General features: G+C 70.7%; 15 protein-coding genes. 3 read left to right on the top strand and 12 right to left on the bottom strand.

Annotated features, from left to right (window positions below; genetic code table 11):
- The first annotated feature begins 4 nt into the window (after positions 1–4).
- Positions 5–451 (top strand): DUF6194 family protein, encoded by a 447-nt coding sequence (locus tag OG852_RS09890; RefSeq protein WP_133913958.1) that lies wholly within the window; start codon positions 5–7, stop codon positions 449–451.
- 2 nt (positions 452–453) lie between these two features.
- On the opposite strand, the gene OG852_RS09885 is transcribed toward OG852_RS09890, so the two are convergent.
- The 3 genes from OG852_RS09885 to OG852_RS09875 all read right to left on the bottom strand — a co-directional run bounded on the left by OG852_RS09885 (position 454) and on the right by OG852_RS09875 (position 4,061).
- The gene (locus OG852_RS09885; RefSeq protein ID WP_133913891.1) at positions 454–1,188 is read right to left on the bottom strand and encodes an SIR2 family NAD-dependent protein deacylase; all 735 of its coding nucleotides are present in this window, start codon (positions 1,186–1,188) and stop codon (positions 454–456) included.
- Between the two features lie 63 nt (positions 1,189–1,251).
- On the bottom strand, positions 1,252–3,048 hold the full coding sequence (locus OG852_RS09880) for an endo alpha-1,4 polygalactosaminidase (protein ID WP_330347622.1): 1,797 nt from the start codon (positions 3,046–3,048) through the stop codon (positions 1,252–1,254).
- Positions 3,049–3,104: 56 nt separating this feature from the next.
- Complete coding sequence (locus tag OG852_RS09875) at positions 3,105–4,061, bottom strand: IS481 family transposase (protein ID WP_330346872.1); 957 nt, start codon at positions 4,059–4,061, stop codon at positions 3,105–3,107.
- Positions 4,062–4,359: 298 nt separating this feature from the next.
- Between OG852_RS09875 and OG852_RS09870 the strand changes: the two genes are divergently transcribed.
- Positions 4,360–4,560 carry a DUF2191 domain-containing protein gene (locus OG852_RS09870; RefSeq protein ID WP_133913889.1) on the top strand — a complete coding sequence of 67 codons (201 nt, stop codon included), beginning with the start codon at positions 4,360–4,362 and terminating at the stop codon, positions 4,558–4,560.
- A 31-nt stretch (positions 4,561–4,591) separates the two neighbouring features.
- Here the strand turns inward: OG852_RS09870 and OG852_RS09865 are convergent, their stop codons facing one another.
- Positions 4,592–5,092 (bottom strand): NUDIX domain-containing protein, encoded by a 501-nt coding sequence (locus tag OG852_RS09865; RefSeq protein ID WP_133913888.1) that lies wholly within the window; start codon positions 5,090–5,092, stop codon positions 4,592–4,594.
- A 125-nt stretch (positions 5,093–5,217) separates the two neighbouring features.
- Positions 5,218–6,297 carry an ADP-ribosylglycohydrolase family protein gene (locus OG852_RS09860; RefSeq protein WP_443064516.1) on the bottom strand — a complete coding sequence of 360 codons (1,080 nt, stop codon included), beginning with the start codon at positions 6,295–6,297 and terminating at the stop codon, positions 5,218–5,220.
- A gap of 238 nt (positions 6,298–6,535) precedes the next feature.
- Here OG852_RS09860 and OG852_RS09855 point away from each other — a divergent pair, with 238 nt between their 5' ends.
- Positions 6,536–7,654, top strand: a complete 1,119-nt coding sequence (locus OG852_RS09855) for a glycerate kinase (RefSeq protein ID WP_330351423.1) — start codon at positions 6,536–6,538, stop codon at positions 7,652–7,654.
- 154 nt (positions 7,655–7,808) lie between these two features.
- Here OG852_RS09855 and pssA read toward each other — a convergent pair whose 3' ends face one another.
- From pssA to ccrA, 7 genes are all read right to left on the bottom strand, one after another.
- On the bottom strand, positions 7,809–8,663 hold the full coding sequence (pssA, locus tag OG852_RS09850) for a CDP-diacylglycerol--serine O-phosphatidyltransferase (RefSeq protein WP_330347621.1): 855 nt from the start codon (positions 8,661–8,663) through the stop codon (positions 7,809–7,811).
- Positions 8,650–9,306, bottom strand: coding sequence for a phosphatidylserine decarboxylase (locus OG852_RS09845; RefSeq protein WP_133913887.1), 657 nt, complete (start codon positions 9,304–9,306; stop codon positions 8,650–8,652). Before OG852_RS09845 ends, pssA begins: the two co-directional genes overlap by 14 nt.
- A gap of 170 nt (positions 9,307–9,476) precedes the next feature.
- Positions 9,477–10,682 (bottom strand): acyl-CoA dehydrogenase family protein, encoded by a 1,206-nt coding sequence (locus OG852_RS09840; RefSeq protein ID WP_133913886.1) that lies wholly within the window; start codon positions 10,680–10,682, stop codon positions 9,477–9,479.
- Between the two features lie 2 nt (positions 10,683–10,684).
- Positions 10,685–11,197 (bottom strand): MaoC family dehydratase, encoded by a 513-nt coding sequence (locus OG852_RS09835; RefSeq protein ID WP_330351422.1) that lies wholly within the window; start codon positions 11,195–11,197, stop codon positions 10,685–10,687.
- Positions 11,198–11,199: 2 nt separating this feature from the next.
- Complete coding sequence (locus OG852_RS09830) at positions 11,200–12,159, bottom strand: HpcH/HpaI aldolase/citrate lyase family protein (protein WP_133913885.1); 960 nt, start codon at positions 12,157–12,159, stop codon at positions 11,200–11,202.
- Positions 12,156–14,204 (bottom strand): protein meaA, encoded by a 2,049-nt coding sequence (locus tag OG852_RS09825; RefSeq protein WP_133913884.1) that lies wholly within the window; start codon positions 14,202–14,204, stop codon positions 12,156–12,158. The genes OG852_RS09830 and OG852_RS09825 overlap by 4 nt, the downstream gene beginning before the upstream one ends.
- Positions 14,205–14,221: 17 nt before the next feature.
- Positions 14,222–15,565: a crotonyl-CoA carboxylase/reductase gene (ccrA, locus tag OG852_RS09820; RefSeq protein WP_133913883.1), complete on the bottom strand. Its 1,344-nt coding sequence runs from the start codon at positions 15,563–15,565 to the stop codon at positions 14,222–14,224.
- Between the last annotated feature and the right edge of the window lie 110 nt (positions 15,566–15,675).

The raw sequence follows: 15,675 nt of genomic DNA, 5'->3' as shown, positions 1-15,675 counted from the left end.
GAGTATGGAGCAGATCATCGCGACCGTGCGTTCCTTCGAGGGTGCCCTCGTGGTCGTCCCGGCCCCGGGTGGCGACCTTCCCGAGATCGCCTGGGGGGACGCGTTCTTCTACTACGCGCCCGACGGCCGGATGCCGCGGCGCGGTCAGCCGTACGGGACGATCGTCACCAAGGACTACCCCGACGACACCGCCTCCGGCCTCGACGCGCCGGGCCGCTGGCGGGTGAACGTCAAGGTCGACCGGCCGACGTTCGCCGAGCTGACCGGGGAGGACCCGCGCGCCCTCACCCGTCCTCGCGACCACGCGGCCGCCGACACCGTGCTGCCGCACCCCGTGTACGGCGGGCTCGGCTGGATCGCGGTCGTCGACCCCGCCGACAGGACGACGGAGCTGGTCCTGCGGCTTCTGCGCACGGCCCACGACACGGCCCGCGCCCGCTTCGGAGACTGAGCTCAGAGGGCCGGCGCGGCCAGCTCCCGCAGCAGGCGGGGCAGGGCGGTGCCGATGGGCTCGCGGACGACCTCGTCGGCGATCTCGTCGTACGGGGTCGGCTCGGCGTTCACGATGATCAGGCGGGCCCCGTGGTCGGCGGCGACCCCGGCGAGGCCCGCGGCGGGCTGCACCTGAAGGGTGGTGCCGACGGCGAGGAACACCGTGCAGGCCTTGGAGATCGCGAGCGCGTCGCCGAGGACCACCGGGTCGAGCCGCTCGCCGAACATGACGGTGGCCGACTTGAGGATCCCGCCGCACCGCAGACAGGGCGGGTCCTCCTCACCGGCCTCCACCCGGGCGAGGGCGTCCCGCATCGGCCCCCGGGCATGACACCCGGTGCACACCACAGCGTGCGCGCTGCCGTGCAGCTCGAGGACCTTGCGGTCGGGCATGCCCGCGCGCTGGTGCAGCCCGTCCACGTTCTGGGTGATCACCCTGACCGGGATCCCGGACCTCTCCAGCTCGGCGACGGCGAGGTGCGCCGCGTTCGGCTCGGCCCGCAGCGCCCCGGTCGCGCGCCGCATCTGCCACGACCGCCGCCGGATCTCCGGATCCCGCATGTAGTACTCGTACGTGACGAGCTTCTCGGCCTCGGGATCCCGCCGCCACAGCCCGTTCGGGCCGCGGTAGTCGGGGATCCCGGAGTCGGTGGAGATGCCCGCACCGCTGAGGAGGGCGACGAGTGGCCTGTTCATGGGCCGAGCGTAGGGCGCCCGAGAGCTCCGGGGCGAACGGATATCCGGCACCCCGGCCGGGCCTCAACAGGTCTGGTGGACGTACCCGCTCGTCCCCTTGGGCACGACCAACTGGTCACGGCGGACGACGCTGAGGGTGCCGCCCCAGCCGGAGCACGCCTGCGCCATGCCCTTCGCCGTGTACTCGACCACGAGCACGTTGTCGTCGAACGCCTCGGCGAACGCGCCGCACTCGTCGTACTCGGCGCACTCCTCCACCACGGCGAAGTCCAGGCCCACGGCCGCCCGGTCGGACACCAGCTCGACGGTGTTCTTCTGGGCGATGGCCAGTCCGTCGGCGTGGGCGTGCGCGGCCAGCAGCTTCATCAGCGCCTCGGCCTGGTCGCCCGTGAGGCGGTCCGGGTAGCGGGTGAAGGTGTCGTAGTTGTCGGGCTCGACGGCCTGGTAGCCCTTGGCCGCGCACCCGTCGATCCAGGTGTTCAGCACGGCGGCGATGCGCCGGCGCTTGGCGTCCGTGCGGATGTCCAGGATCGCCTCGTTCCAGTCCTTGTCGTAGACGACCTTCCCGTCGGCGTCGCGCAGCAGCAGGTCGGAGTCCCACTCGGCCTCCGCGCCCTCCTGCGCCTGGAAGGCGTTGATGTTGCAGATGGTGTAGAGCCCGGGCACGGGGGCGCTCTCATGGCTGCGGCTCACCACCCGCACGCCGGCCGCCGGGGCGTACGCGCCGCCGATCTGGTAGTCCCACGGCACGTGCTTCGGCGGCGGCGTCACCGTGGCGCGGGACGCGGACGCCGAGGGGGATGCCGGCGACCGGGTGGGGGACGCGCCGGCGCCGACCGGGGGCGCGGTGGGCGAGGGGGAGGCCGCGTTCAGCACGGCCGATCCGCCTCTCACCGCCACGATGCTCAGCCCGGTGACGGCGAGGACCGCCGCGAGACCGACGAGGACGCGCCGCCTCCGACGTCCGGAACCCCCACGGTTCACCGCCCCGGCGTCACGCCCCGCGGGCTCGACGGGATCCGCCACCGGCGTGACCGGTTCGGCCACCACGTCGGAGTCCGGCAGCGCCCGCAGCATGTCGCGCAGTTCACCGAGCTCGGGCCGGGCCGCCGGGTCCTTGTCCAGACAGCGTCGGGCGACGCTCCGCAGCGGTTCGACGACCCCGTCCAGGTCGGGCGCCTCGTACATCACCTGATAACCGGTCAGGTACGGGCTGCTGCCGTCGAACGGGCGGTTGCCGGTGGCCGCGTAGACCAGCAGCGACCCCAGCGAGAAGACGTCCGAGGCGCCGGTGACCTCGCGCGGCGCGGTGAACTGCTCCGGCGACATGAAGGGCGGGGTGCCGATCAGCCGGCCGGTCATGGTGAGAGCCTCGTTGTCGACGGCGTGCGAGATGCCGAAGTCGATGACCCGGGGCCCGTCCTCGGCCATCAGAACGTTGCTCGGCTTCAGATCACGGTGCACCACACCCGCCCGGTGGATGTCCCGCAGCGCCTCGACGAGCCCCAGCGCGAGCACGCGCAACGCCCGTCCGCGCAGCGGGCCGTCCTGGGCCACGACGTCCGACAGGGTGCGGCCCGGGACGTACAGGGTCGCCATCCACGGCTGCGCGCCGTCCGGATCCGCGTCCACCACCGGGGCCGTGAACGCCCCGCTGACCCGGCGGGCCGCCGCCACCTCCTGCCGGAAGCGGGTGCGGAACTCCTGGTCCTGCGCGTACGGCGGGTGCACGACCTTCACCGCGACCTGCCGCCCCGAGTCCGAACGCCCCAGATAGACGACGCCCATGCCGCCGCTGCCGAGCCGGTCGACCAGCGCATAGCCGCCCATGGATTCCGGATCGCCGGGGCTCAGCGACATCGCGCGTCACCTTTTCCAAGTGCCGGGCTTCGAAAAGCTGTTCAGGGGGCAACAGACTAGGTGTATTGACCCGCAGGGTTGTTGACTCGGGTGATGGGTGGCTGGCCTCCGAGTGCGGTGTGGCAGCGATGGTAGTTGTAGGTGTGGAGGAAGTCGGCCAGGGCTGCGGTGCGTTCGTCGTTGCTGGTGAAAGGCCGCAGGTAGGCCCACTCGTCGAGCAGGGTGCGGTTGAAGCGTTCGACCTTGCCGTTGGTCTGCGGGCGGTAGGCGCGAGTCAGCTTGCCGGTCGCGCCGATCTCGATGAGCACCTGCTTCCAGGCCAGGCCCTTGCGGTAGGCCCAGGCGTTGTCGGTGAGCACGCGTTCGATGCGGGTGATGCCGTGGGCGTGGAAGAAGGCGGCCGCGCGGGTGAGGAAGCCGGCGCAGGTGGCGACTTTCTCGTCGCGGTGGATCTCGCTGTAGGCGAGGCGGCTGTGGTCGTCGATGGCTGAGTGGACGTAGTCGAAGCCCACGCTGCTGCGGCGGGCGCGGCCGGCCTGGCGGCCCAGGACCTTGTGGCCGCCGCCGTCGGGGATGCGGCCGAGTTTCTTGACGTCGACGTGGATGAGTTCGCCGGGTCGGTCGCGTTCGTAGCGGCGGATGACCTGGCCGGTGGGCCGGTCGAGGAAGGCAAGCCGGTTCAGGCCGTGGCGGACCAGGATGCGGTGCACGGTCGAGGCGGGCAGTCCCAGGACGGGGCCGAGGCGGGCGGGGCCGAGTTTGCGGTCCTGGCGCAGCCGGCACACCCGGGCCTCCACGGCTGCCGCCGTGCGGTGGGGTGTCGTCAGTGGACGGCTGGGGCGGTCGTGCAGCCCCTGTTCGCCCTCCGCTTGCCAGCGGCGCATCCACTTGTGGGCCGTGACACGTGAGATGCCCATCTCGGCCGCGACATGCGCGACGGGGCGGCCCGAACGGACACGCTCGACGAGCAGCCGCCTGCCGTGAACGGTCAGCCGGGCATTACGGTGGGACACGAAGACCTCCGTGCGGTGTGTTCTTAGACAGCTCCACCACATCGGAGGTCTTCGCCATGTTCAAGACCCGCCAGTGTCAACAACGCTCGTGATCAATACAACTAGGCCGTGTCCGGCCGACCACTCCCGCGGGGTCGACGGACGCGCTCACCCCACCGGGCCGCGTCTCGACCATGACGCACAGGAGCGCCGCCGGGCGATCATGACGCACACCGCGCGCCCTGTCGACGCCCGTTGTTGTCTCCTTGTTGTCCGCCGACCGCTCCCGGGCCCGGGCTCCGCCTGTTACCGTCCCTGCATGGCCAAGGTCACCGTCTCCCTCCCCGCCGAGCTCGTCGTCGAGGTCATGGTCCTCTCCGGGGTCGGCAGCCCCCAGGACGCCGTCGAACTCGTCGTCCGCGACTACATCGAGCGCGGCCACCGCACCGAGGCCCGGGTCGCCGCGCGCGACGAGGCGCTGCGCGAGGTCGACGCCGAGCCGCGCGCCACCGAGGGCTGACCCGCAGCCCTCCCGCGCCCCCGAGGGCCGGTCAGTCCACCCGGCGGCCGTTCTCCAGCTCGACCGGGCCCGAGCCGTCAGTGAGGGTGTCCAGTGCGGCGAGGACGCGGTGGCCGAGGGCGCCCAGGAGGTGGGCGGTGAGGTCCTCGCGCGGTACGAGCCGCCAGGACAGCAGCTCTTCCTCCTGGAGCCGGATCGCCTTGAGGTCGTCCTCGTCGAGGACCCCGCCGTCGTAGAGGTACGCCACCAGCGGCGGCCGGCCCGGCCCGACCGACCAGTCCACCGCGAGCAGCCGGCCGAGCGGACGGTCGAGGCCGATCTCCTCCAGCGTCTCGCGGCGCGCACCCTCGCGAGGCGTCTCGTTCCGGTCGGACTCGATGGTGCCGCCCGGCAGCGCCCAGCCGTCGCGGTAGTTCGGCTCGACGAGCAGGACCCGTCCCCGCGCGTCCCGGAAGAGGGCGGCGGCGCCGGCCAGGACGCGGGGCAGGGTGGCGACGTACGCGGCGAAGTCGGAGGCGCTGGAAGCAGTCATCCCAGCAGGGTATCCAGGTCTCCCGGCCCTTTCGCGCGCCGAGCACGACGCGCGCCCGGCCCGAGCGCCCCTGCGCCCTCGCACGCCCCACCGCACTCCCGCACGCCCCCGAGGCTTCCGTTCCCCTACGTCTCCGCCAGTCTCACCGTCCGCTCCGCCAGTTCGCTGATGTGGACCCCGTCGAAGCCGAACACCGCGCTGTGCACGGTGTCCTGCAGGGGCTCCGTCCAGCGGGCCGGGATCGCCCGTGCGCCGGTCAGCACGCCGGCCACCGAGCCGGCCGTGGCGCCGTTGGAGTCGGTGTCCAGGCCGCCGCGGACGGTGAGGGCGATGGTGCGAGTGAAGTCGCCGTCGCCGTAGAGGAGGCCCGCGGTGAGGACGGCGGCGTTCGGGACGGTGTGGATCCAGCCGAGGCCGGCCGTCTCGTCGGTCAGGGTGGCCAGCGTGTCCTCCCAGGCCAGGCCCGCGTCGTGGAGGGCCGTGACCCGGCGCACGGTCCGGGCGAGGCGGCAGCTCGCGGGGACGACGCCCAGCGCCTCCTCGACCGCGCCGCGCACGCTCGGCGCGGTGAACGCCGCCGCGATCAGCGCCGCCGACCACATGGCGCCGTAGACCCCGTTCCCGGTGTGCGAGAGCACCGCGTCCCGGCGGGCGAGGGAGGCCGCCCGGTGCGGGGCACCCGGGCAGGTCCAGCCGAAGACGTCGGCGCGGATGAGGGCGCCGATCCACTCCTGGTACGGATTGTCGTACGTCGCCGTCAGCGGCGGTCTGATGCCGTTGGCGAGGTTGCGGTACGCGGCGCGCTCGGCGGTGAACGTCTGCAGATACGGCAGCCGCAGCAGCCACAGGTCGCCGACCGCCTCGGTGGTGAAGTCGAACCCGTGGGTCTCCAGCAGGTCGAGGCCGAGGATCGCGTAGTCGATGTCGTCGTCGCGGCAACTGCCGTGGACCCGCCCGCGCACACAGCTCCGCCACTCGGGCCGCAGCCGTCGGCGGTCCTCCTCGGTGGGCGGTTCGGGCAGGTAGTCGGTGAGCGGGAGCGCGTCCGCGCGGCGCAGATAGCCGTCGATGCGGTCGCGGGTCCACACCTCGCCCTGTTCGACGGGTTTGCCGAGCATGTTGCCGGCGATACGGCCGAGCCAGCCGCCGTGCACACGGTCGGCGAGGGCGGGCCCGGTGCCCTCGGGAGTCCCCATGGGGGTCATGGCTCCGGTCTACCCGATTCCGGGGGCCCGCGCGCGGCTTTCGCCGGTCCCCACCCGTCTTCCGCGCGGTTCGCACAGCCGGTCCTCAGGCTGTTCCAGGGTGCGGGCAACGCATGACGGCGGGGGCGTCCTCCGGTTAAGGTCACAGCGGCGCGACTGGCCCCTGACGTGCGCGGGGCCCGGAGAGCAAGGGGATGGAACGGTGGCGGACGCTGCAACGCAGGGCACCCGACGACGGGTGCTCGTGGCCGCGGACAAGTTCAAGGGGTCGCTGACGGCCGTACAGGTCGCGGAGCGGGTGTCGGCCGGGCTGCGCCGGGTCGTGCCCGACGTCGAGGTGGAGGCCCTGCCGGTCGCCGACGGAGGCGACGGCACGGTCGACGCGGCGGTCGCGGCCGGGTTCGAACGCCGGGAGGTACGGGTCGCCGGCCCTCTCGGGGACGAGGTCACCGCCGCGTTCGCGCTGCGCGGCGACACCGCCGTGGTGGAGATGGCGGAGGCGAGCGGTCTGCAGCGGCTCCCGGCCGGTGTCTTCGCCCCGCTGACGGCCTCCACGTACGGCTCCGGAGAGCTGCTGCGCGCCGCGCTGGACGCGGGAGCGCGCACGATCGTGTTCGGGGTCGGCGGCAGCGCGACCACCGACGGCGGCGCGGGCATGCTGTCCGCGCTCGGGGCGCGGTTCCTGGACGAGGACGGCGAGCCGGTGGCGCCGGGCGGCGGCGGACTCGCGAACCTGGTCCGCGCCGACCTGTCCGGCCTCGACCCGCGGCTGTCCTCCGTGGAGCTGGTCCTCGCCAGCGACGTCGACAACCCGCTGACCGGCCCGAAGGGCGCCCCGGCGGTGTACGGGCCGCAGAAGGGCGCCTCCCCGGACGACGTGGAGGCACTGGACGCGGCGCTCGCGCACTACGCGCGGGTGCTGGAGGCCGAGCTGGGCCCGAAGGCCGCCGCCCACGCGACCGCGCCGGGCGCCGGCGCGGCGGGCGGCATCGGCTACGGCGCCCTGCTGCTGGGCGCCCGGTTCCGGGCCGGCATCGAGGTGATGCTCGACGTCCTGGGCTTCGCCCCGTCCCTGGAACGGGCGGACCTGGTGATCACCGGCGAGGGCTCCCTGGACGCCCAGACCCTGCACGGCAAGGCCCCCGCCGGCGTCGCGGCGGCCGCCCGCGCGGCCGGCAAGGAGGTCGTCGCGGTCTGCGGTCGCCTCGCCCTCCCCCCGCAGGCCCTGGGCCGCGCCGGAATCCGCCGCGCCTACCCCCTGACGGAGCTCGAACCGGACGTCTCCCTCTGCATCACGGACGCGGGCCCCATCCTGGAACGCGTGGCGGAGCACATCGCCCGGGACTTCCTGACCTGACGGCACGGGCAGCGCCCCTCAGGGGCGCGGGGCTGTATCGATCTGCGGCTCCGCCGCGCGGGCGCGACAGGCCACGCGGCGGAGCACCCGAAGCACCAGAACAAGGGGCCCCGGACCAACCAGGTCCGGGGCCCCTCACATGGCTCGCATGCCGCTAGGGCAACTGCGCGGCCCGGGCCTCACGACGGTTGTCACGGAACGTGTTCACCCGCCGAGCCGTGGCGACCAGCGGAATCACCGCCCCCATGACGAGCTGCAGCGCGCAGCCGGTCTGCAGCAGCAGCTGACCGCTCGGCGCGTCGAACGCCCAGGCCGCCAGCAGCCCCATCGACAGCACGATCCAGGCGAGCACCGCGCCGGCGAGGCGGCCCCGCGGCTTGGGGTACTCGACCCGGCTCACCATCAGCCAGGCGGTGCCCAGGATGGCCAGCAGCGTCGCGACGAAGGGCAGCTCGAGCAGCACGATCGAGACGACGGTGAGCGCGCCGAACGGCGAGGGCATGCCCTGGAACATGCCGTTCGGCGGTGTCACGCACGAGAATCTCGCCAGCCGCAGCACCACGGCCAGCAGGACGACGATCGCGCCGACCGCCGCCACCCGCTGGTGGGCGTCGTCGGCGACCATGCCGTAGACCAGGACGAAGTACGCCGGGGCCAGGCCGAAGCTGATCAGGTCGGAGAGGTTGTCCAGCTCCGCTCCCATGGGGGAGCTGCGCAGCTTGCGCGCGACCAGGCCGTCGAACAGGTCGAAGACGGCCGCGCAGAGCATCAGGATGACGGCGGTGGCCGCGCTGTGGCGGGCCATGCCGGTCTCCTGGTCCCCGGTGAGGTGCGGGATCAGGATGCCGGTGGTGGTGAAGTACACCGCCATGAAGCCGCACGTGGCGTTGCCGAGGGTGAGGGTGTCCGCTATCGACAGACGCAGCGAGAGGGGCATCTCCTCCTCGTCGTCCGCGTCGTCGGCCTCGGGCACCCAGCCCGCCTGGGTCTCAGGGTCAATCACGGTCAATGCGAGTCACCCCCGCCACGGTCTTCTGGCCGACCTCGACCGCGACGTCCACGCCCTCGGGCAGGTAGATGTCGACGCGCGAGCCGAAGCGGATGAGGCCGATCCGGTCCCCCTGCTCGACCTTCGTGCCCTCGGGGAGGTAGGGGACGATACGGCGGGCGACGGCACCGGCGATCTGGATCATCTCGATGTCACCGAGCTCGGTGTCGAAGTGCCAGACGACGCGCTCGTTGTTCTCGCTCTCCTTGTTGAACGCCGGAACGAACCCGCCGGGGATGTGCTCGACGGACGTGACCGTGCCGGAGAGCGGCGCGCGGTTGACGTGGACGTTGAGCGGGCTCATGAAGATCGCGACCCGGGTGCGTCCGTCCTTCCACGGCATGATGCTCTGCACCACTCCGTCGGCGGGGGAGATGACCCGGCCCGAGGCGATCTCGCGCTCGGGGTCGCGGAAGAACCACAGCATGCCCGCCGCGAGAGCGGTGGCGGGCACGGCGACGGCCTTGGCGACGCCCGAGCGGCGGGCGCGGACCAGGCTGACGGCTGCGGTGGCGACGGTCGGCAGAAGCCACGGCGATGCTCCGCGCGCGAGGCGTGCGCCTACCAGGCGGTCGCGGTGTGCAGAGGTTTGGCTGTGGGGCATGGATGACCTTCGTAGCGGACGATGCCGCGCTTCGACGGGGGACGGCGGCTTTCCGGCGATCGTAGCGGTTGTGGGGCGCAACTGGGTAAGCCAGGAAGCCGAGTCGACAGCGGGGGGAAGTTGACGGGGTGTGATCTTCTTCTCGAAGAAAACACCCCCAACCCGGACATCTAGCCCTGGAATCGATACTCTTCGAGCAGTCGGCGCCCGATGATCATTTTCTGGATTTCGGCGGTACCTTCACCGATCAGCAGCATCGGGGCCTCCCGGTAGAGGCGCTCGATCTCGTACTCCTTGGAGAAGCCGTAGCCGCCGTGGATCCGGAAGGCGTCCTCCACGACCTCCTTGCAGTACTCGGAGGCGAGGTACTTCGCCATACCGGCCTCGAGGTCGTTTCGTTCTCCGGAGTCCTTTTTGCGTGCCGCGTTCACCATCATGGCATGCGCCGCCTCGACCTTGGTAGCCATCTCGGCGAGCTTGAACTGGATGGCCTGGTGCTGGGCGATCGCCTTGCCGAACGTGTGACGCTGCTGTGCGTAGCGGACGCCCAGCTCGAAGGCACGCTGAGCGACACCGCAGCCACGCGCCGCCACATTCACGCGTCCCACCTCGACGCCGTCCATCATTTGGTAAAAACCTCGGCCGGTGACCCCTCCGAGCACGCGGTTCTCGGGAATCCGCAGGCCGTCCATGATGAGCTCGGTGGTGTCGACCCCCTTGTAGCCCATCTTGTCGATCTTGCCGGGGATGGTGAGGCCGGGGCGGACCTCACCGAAGCCGGGCTCCTTCTCCACGAGGAAGGTCGTCATCGACTTGTGGGGCGCCGTGCCCTCGGGGTGTCCTTCGTCACTTCGGACCAGAACGGCCACCAGCGACGACGTACCGCCGTTCGTCAGCCACATCTTCTGACCGTTCAGGACGTACTCGTCGCCGTCCTTGACCGCCTTCGACGTGATCGCCGACACGTCCGAGCCGAGGCCCGGCTCCGACATCGAGAACGCGCCCCGGATGTCGCCGGCCGCCATCCGCGGCAGGAAGTGGTCCTTCTGCTCCTGCGTGCCGTGCTGCTTGAGCATGTACGCCACGATGAAGTGCGTGTTGATGATCCCGGAGACGGACATCCAGCCCCGGGCGATCTCCTCGACGCACAGCGCGTAGGTGAGGAGCGACTCGCCCAGGCCCCCGTACTCCTCGGGGATCATCAGGCCGAACAGGCCGAGTTCCTTCAGGCCGTCGACGATCGCTTGCGGGTACTCGTCGCGGTGCTCCAGCTCGGTGGCGACCGGGATGATCTCCTTGTCCACGAAGTCGCGGACGGTGGAGAGGATCTCCTGCTGGACGTCCGTCAGACCGGCGGTCTGGGCAAGTCGCGCCATGGCTACTTCTCCTGCTGCTTGAGCTCCGGGCGGCCGGGCTGCTCGCCGCCGCGCTCCTTGATGTACGTCTCGGTCGGCACCATCACCTTCCGGCGGAAGATGCACACGAGCGTGCCGTCCTGCCTGTAGCCCCTGGTCTCGACGTGGACGATCCCGCGGTCGTTCTTCGACTTCGACGGCCACTTGTCCAGCACGGTCGTCTCGCCGTAGATCGTGTCGCCGTGGAAGGTCGGCGCCACGTGCCTGAGCGACTCGATCTCCAGGTTGGCGATCGCCTTGCCGGAGACGTCCGGCACCGACATGCCGAGCAGCAGGGAGTAGATGTAGTTCCCGACCACCACGTTCTTGCCGAAGTCCGTCGTGTTCTCGGCGTAGTTGACGTCCATGTGGAGCGGGTGGTGGTTCATGGTGAGGAGACAGAACAGATGGTCGTCGTACTCGGTGACCGTCTTGCCCGGCCAGTGCTTGTACGTCGCCCCGACCTCGAACTCCTCGTAGGTGCGCCCGAACTGCATCGTCACGCCTCCGGGATCTCGAACGTGCTGGTGCGCTTCATGCCGGCCGCGCGGCCCTTGCCCGAGATGACCAGCGCCATCTTGCGGCTGGCCTCGTCGATCATCTCGTCGCCGAGCATCGCCGAGCCCTTCTTTCCGCCCGCCTCGGACGTGTAGTAGTCGTACGCGTCCAGGATCAGTTCGGCGTGGTCGTAGTCCTCCTGCGACGGCGAGAAGATCTCGTTGGACGCCTCGACCTGGCCCGGGTGGAGCACCCACTTGCCGTCGAAGCCGAGCGCGGCGGCGCGCCGCGCGACCTCGCGGTAGCCGTCGACGTTGCGGATCTGCAGGTAGGGGCCGTCGATCGCCTGGAGGTCGTTGGCGCGGGCGGCCATCAGGATCTTCATCAGGATGTAGTGGTAGGCGTCCGCCGGGTAGCCGGGCGGCTGCTCGCCCACGACGAGCGACTTCATGTTGATCGACGCCATGAAGTCGGCCGGGCCGAAGATGATCGTCTCGATGCGCGGGGAGGCCTGCGCGATCTCGTTGACGTTGTTCAGGCCCTGCGCGTTCTCGATCTGCGCCTCGATGCCGATCCGGCCGACCTCGAAGCCCATGGTCTTCTCGATCTGGGTCAGCAGCAGGTCCAGGGCGACGATCTGCTGCGCGTTCTGCACCTTCGGCAGCATGATGCAGTCGAGGTTCGGACCGGCGCCCTCGACGACCGTCACGACGTCACGGTACGTCCACTCGGTCGTCCAGTCGTTGACGCGCACGACCCTGGTCTTGCCCGTCCAGTCGCCCTCGTTGAGGAACTTGACGACGGTGTGCCGCGCCTCGGGCTTGGCGAGCGGGGCGCACGCGTCCTCCAGGTCGAGGAAGACCTGGTCCGCCGCCAGGCCCTGCGCCTTCTCCAGGAAGCGGGGGTTGCTGCCCGGGACCGCGAGACACGAGCGGCGCGGACGCAGACGGTTGACGGTCATGCGGGGACCTCCAGGGGGTCGAGCTTGTTCGCTTTGCGGATCTCGTCGACGATGCGGCCGATGATTCCGGTGATGTCGAAGTCCTTCGGGGTGAAGACGGCTGCCACTCCGGCGGCCCTCAGCTGCTCGGCGTCACCATTCGGGATGATGCCACCGGCGATCACCGGTATATCTGTGGCACCGGCCACACGCAGCCGCTCCAGCACGTCCGGCACGAGCTGCGCGTGCGAACCGGACAGGATCGACAGACCCACCGCGTGCACGTCCTCGGCGAGGGCCGCGTCCACGATCTGCTCCGGGGTGAGCCGGATGCCCTGGTAGACCACCTCGAAGCCGGCGTCGCGGGCGCGCACGGCGATCTGCTCGGCGCCGTTGGAGTGCCCGTCCAGACCGGGCTTGCCGACCAGGAAGCGCAGCTTGCCCGAACCGAGGTCCTCGGCGGTCGCCTCCACTTTGCGGCGGACCTCCGACATCGCCGAGCCCTCCTCGGCGGGGACCGCCACCGGCGCCGAGGAGACCCCGGTCGGCGCCCGGAACTCACCGAACACCTCGCGCAGGGCCCCGGCCCACTCGCCGGTCGTGACCCCGGCGCGGGCGCACTCCAGGGTGGCCTCCATCAGGTTGTCGGTGCCCTTGGCGGCCTCCTTCAGCCGCTCCAGGGCCTTGCACGGGCGCGGGTGGTTGAAGGGCGGCTGGTAGCGGGTGTCGCGCCAGTTCCGCAACGAGGCGACGACCCGCGCCTCGACCGCGGGATCCACCGTCTGGATGGCCGTGTCGAGATCGGCCGTCAGGGGGTTGGGCTCGGTCGTCTCGAAGATGTTGACGCCCACGATCTTCTCTTGACCGGACTCGATCCGGGCCCTGCGCTCGGCGTGCGAGGAGACCAGCTGCGACTTGAGGTAGCCGGACTCCACGGCGGCCATCGCGCCGCCCATCTCCTGGATCCGCCCGATCTCCGCGAGGGACTCCTCGACCAGCTTCGCGACCTTCGCCTCGATGACGTGCGAGCCCTCGAAGATGTCCTCGTACTCCAGCAGATCGCTCTCGTGCGCGAGGACCTGCTGGATACGCAGCGACCACTGCTGGTCCCAGGGGCGGGGCAGCCCCAGGGCCTCGTTCCACGCGGGCAGCTGCACGGCACGCGCGCGTGCGTCCTTCGACAGCGTCACGGCCAGCATCTCCAGCACGATCCGCTGGACGTTGTTCTCCGGCTGCGCCTCGGTCAGCCCGAGCGAGTTGACCTGGACGCCGTAGCGGAACCGGCGCTGCTTGGCGTCCTCGATGCCGTACCGCTCACGGGTGACCTGGTCCCAGATGCGGCCGAAGGCGCGCATCTTGCACATCTCCTCGATGAACCGGACGCCCGCGTTCACGAAGAACGAGATCCGGGCGACGACGTCACCGAACTTCTCGGCCGGCACCTGGCCCGAGTCGCGGACGGCGTCCAGGACGGCGATCGCGGTGGACATCGCGTACGCGATCTCCTGCACCGGCGTGGCGCCCGCCTCCTGCAGGTGATAGCTGCAGATGTTGATCGGGTTCCACTTCGGGATGTGGGAGACCGTGTACGCGATCATGTCCGTCGTCAGCCGGAGCGAGGGCCCCGGCGGGAACACGTGCGTGCCCCGGGACAGGTACTCCTTGACGATGTCGTTCTGGGTCGTGCCCTGGAGCCGGGTGATGTCCGCGCCCTGCTCCTCCGCGACGACCTGGTAGAGCGCCAGCAGCCACATGGCGGTGGCGTTGATGGTCATCGAGGTGTTCATCTGCTCCAGGGGGATGTCCTGGAACAGCCGGCGCATGTCACCGAGATGGGCCACCGGCACGCCGACCCGGCCGACCTCGCCGCGGGCGAGGACGTGGTCGGAGTCGTAGCCGGTCTGGGTCGGCAGGTCGAACGCCACCGACAGGCCGGTCTGGCCCTTGGCGAGGTTGCGCCGGTACAGCTCGTTGGACGCCTCGGCGGTGGAGTGGCCGGCGTACGTGCGCATGAGCCACGGCCGGTCCTTCTCCCGCCTGCCTGCGGCGGGCTGACGCTCAGTCATCTATGACCTCGGGTGTCTCAGATGTTGCGGAAGCGGTTGATGGCGTCGAGGTGCTGGGCGCGCATCTCCTCGTCGCGCACGCCGAGGCCTTCCTCCGGGGCCAGGCACAGGACGCCGACCTTGCCCTGGTGGAGGTTGCGGTGCACGTCGTAGGCCGCCTGGCCGGTCTCCTCCAGGTCGTAGACCTTGGAGAGCGTCGGGTGGATCTTGCCCTTCGCGATCAGCCGGTTGGCCTCCCAGGCCTCGCGGTAGTTGGCGAAGTGCGAACCGATGATCCGCTTCAGGGACATCCACAGGTAGCGGTTGTCGTACTCGTGCATGTAGCCCGAGGTCGAGGCGCACGTGGTGATGGTGCCGCCCTTGCGGGTGACGAAGACGCTCGCGCCGAAGGTCTCGCGGCCGGGGTGCTCGAAGACGATGTCGATGTCCTCGCCGCCGGTGAGTTCACGGATGCGCTTGCCGAAGCGCTTCCACTCCTTCGGGTCCTGGGTCTGCTCGTCCTTCCAGAACCTGTAGCCCTCGGCGTTGCGGTCGATGATCGCCTCGGCGCCCATCGACCGGCAGATGTCCGCCTTCTGGGGGCTGCTCACCACACAGATGGGGTTGGCGCCGCCCGCGAGCGCGAACTGGGTGGCGTAGGAGCCGAGTCCGCCGCTCGCGCCCCAGATCAGGACGTTGTCGCCCTGCTTCATGCCGGCGCCGTTGCGGGAGACGAGCTGCCGGTAGGCGGTGGAGTTGACCAGACCGGGGGCGGCGGCCTCCTCCCAGCTCAGGTGGTTCGGCTTCGGCATGAGCTGGTTGGACTTGACGAGCGCGATCTCGGCGAGGCCGCCGAAGTTGGTCTCGAAGCCCCAGATGCGCTGCTCCGGGTCGAGCATGGTGTCGTTGTGGCCGTCGGACGACTCCAGCTCGACGCTGAGGCAGTGCGCGACGACCTCGTCGCCCGGCTTCCAGGCGTTCACGCCGGGGCCGGTGCGCAGGACGACGCCCGCGAGGTCGGAGCCGATGATGTGGTACGGCAGGTCGTGGCGCCTGGTGAGCTCGCTGAGGCGGCCGTAGCGCTCGAGGAAGCCGAACGTGGACAGCGGCTCGAAGATCGAGGTCCACACGGAGTTGTAGTTGACCGAGGAGGCCATGACGGCCACCAGGGCCTCGCCCGGGCCGAGCTCGGGCAGGGGCACCTCGTCGAGATGGATCGACTTGCGCGGGTCCTTGTCGCGGGTCTCGAGCCCGGCGAACATCTCCGTCTCGTCCTTGTGGACGGTGATCGCGCGGTACGACTCGGGAAGCGGCAGGGCGGCGAAGTCGGCCGGCGTCGCGTCCGGCGACTGGATCGCGTCCAGGATGTCCTGAGTGGTCACGGTGTTGCCTCCGGCGGTGAGCGCCCTGAGGGAGGGGCGCTGAGGGTTGGTTCGGTGCTGTGCGGCAGCGCTTTGTGGCGCGGGAGGTTGCCTGTGACGCAGGCGTCCGG

It is taken from the genome of Streptomyces sp. NBC_00582 (assembly GCF_036345155.1).
In the GTDB taxonomy this organism is placed as follows: Bacteria; Actinomycetota; Actinomycetes; order Streptomycetales; family Streptomycetaceae; genus Streptomyces.
Note: the sequence above shows the minus strand (reverse complement) of the source record. Positions and strands in the feature narration are given on the sequence as shown.

What these genes read in the sequence shown, in the direction of transcription:
- OG852_RS09860 (WP_443064516.1), bottom strand. Translation starts at nt 6,297, where the DNA reads ATGACCCCCATGGGGACTCCCGAGGGCACCGGGCCCGCCCTCGCCGAC.
- OG852_RS09870 (WP_133913889.1), top strand. Translation starts at nt 4,360, where the DNA reads ATGGCCAAGGTCACCGTCTCCCTCCCCGCCGAGCTCGTCGTCGAGGTC.
- OG852_RS09845 (WP_133913887.1), bottom strand. Translation starts at nt 9,306, where the DNA reads ATGCCCCACAGCCAAACCTCTGCACACCGCGACCGCCTGGTAGGCGCA.
- OG852_RS09880 (WP_330347622.1), bottom strand. Translation starts at nt 3,048, where the DNA reads ATGTCGCTGAGCCCCGGCGATCCGGAATCCATGGGCGGCTATGCGCTG.
- OG852_RS09835 (WP_330351422.1), bottom strand. Translation starts at nt 11,197, where the DNA reads ATGCAGTTCGGGCGCACCTACGAGGAGTTCGAGGTCGGGGCGACGTAC.
- OG852_RS09865 (WP_133913888.1), bottom strand. Translation starts at nt 5,092, where the DNA reads ATGACTGCTTCCAGCGCCTCCGACTTCGCCGCGTACGTCGCCACCCTG.
- OG852_RS09890 (WP_133913958.1), top strand. Translation starts at nt 5, where the DNA reads ATGGAGCAGATCATCGCGACCGTGCGTTCCTTCGAGGGTGCCCTCGTG.
- OG852_RS09830 (WP_133913885.1), bottom strand. Translation starts at nt 12,159, where the DNA reads ATGACCGTCAACCGTCTGCGTCCGCGCCGCTCGTGTCTCGCGGTCCCG.
- OG852_RS09840 (WP_133913886.1), bottom strand. Translation starts at nt 10,682, where the DNA reads ATGGCGCGACTTGCCCAGACCGCCGGTCTGACGGACGTCCAGCAGGAG.
- OG852_RS09885 (WP_133913891.1), bottom strand. Translation starts at nt 1,188, where the DNA reads ATGAACAGGCCACTCGTCGCCCTCCTCAGCGGTGCGGGCATCTCCACC.
- OG852_RS09825 (WP_133913884.1), bottom strand. Translation starts at nt 14,204, where the DNA reads ATGACTGAGCGTCAGCCCGCCGCAGGCAGGCGGGAGAAGGACCGGCCG.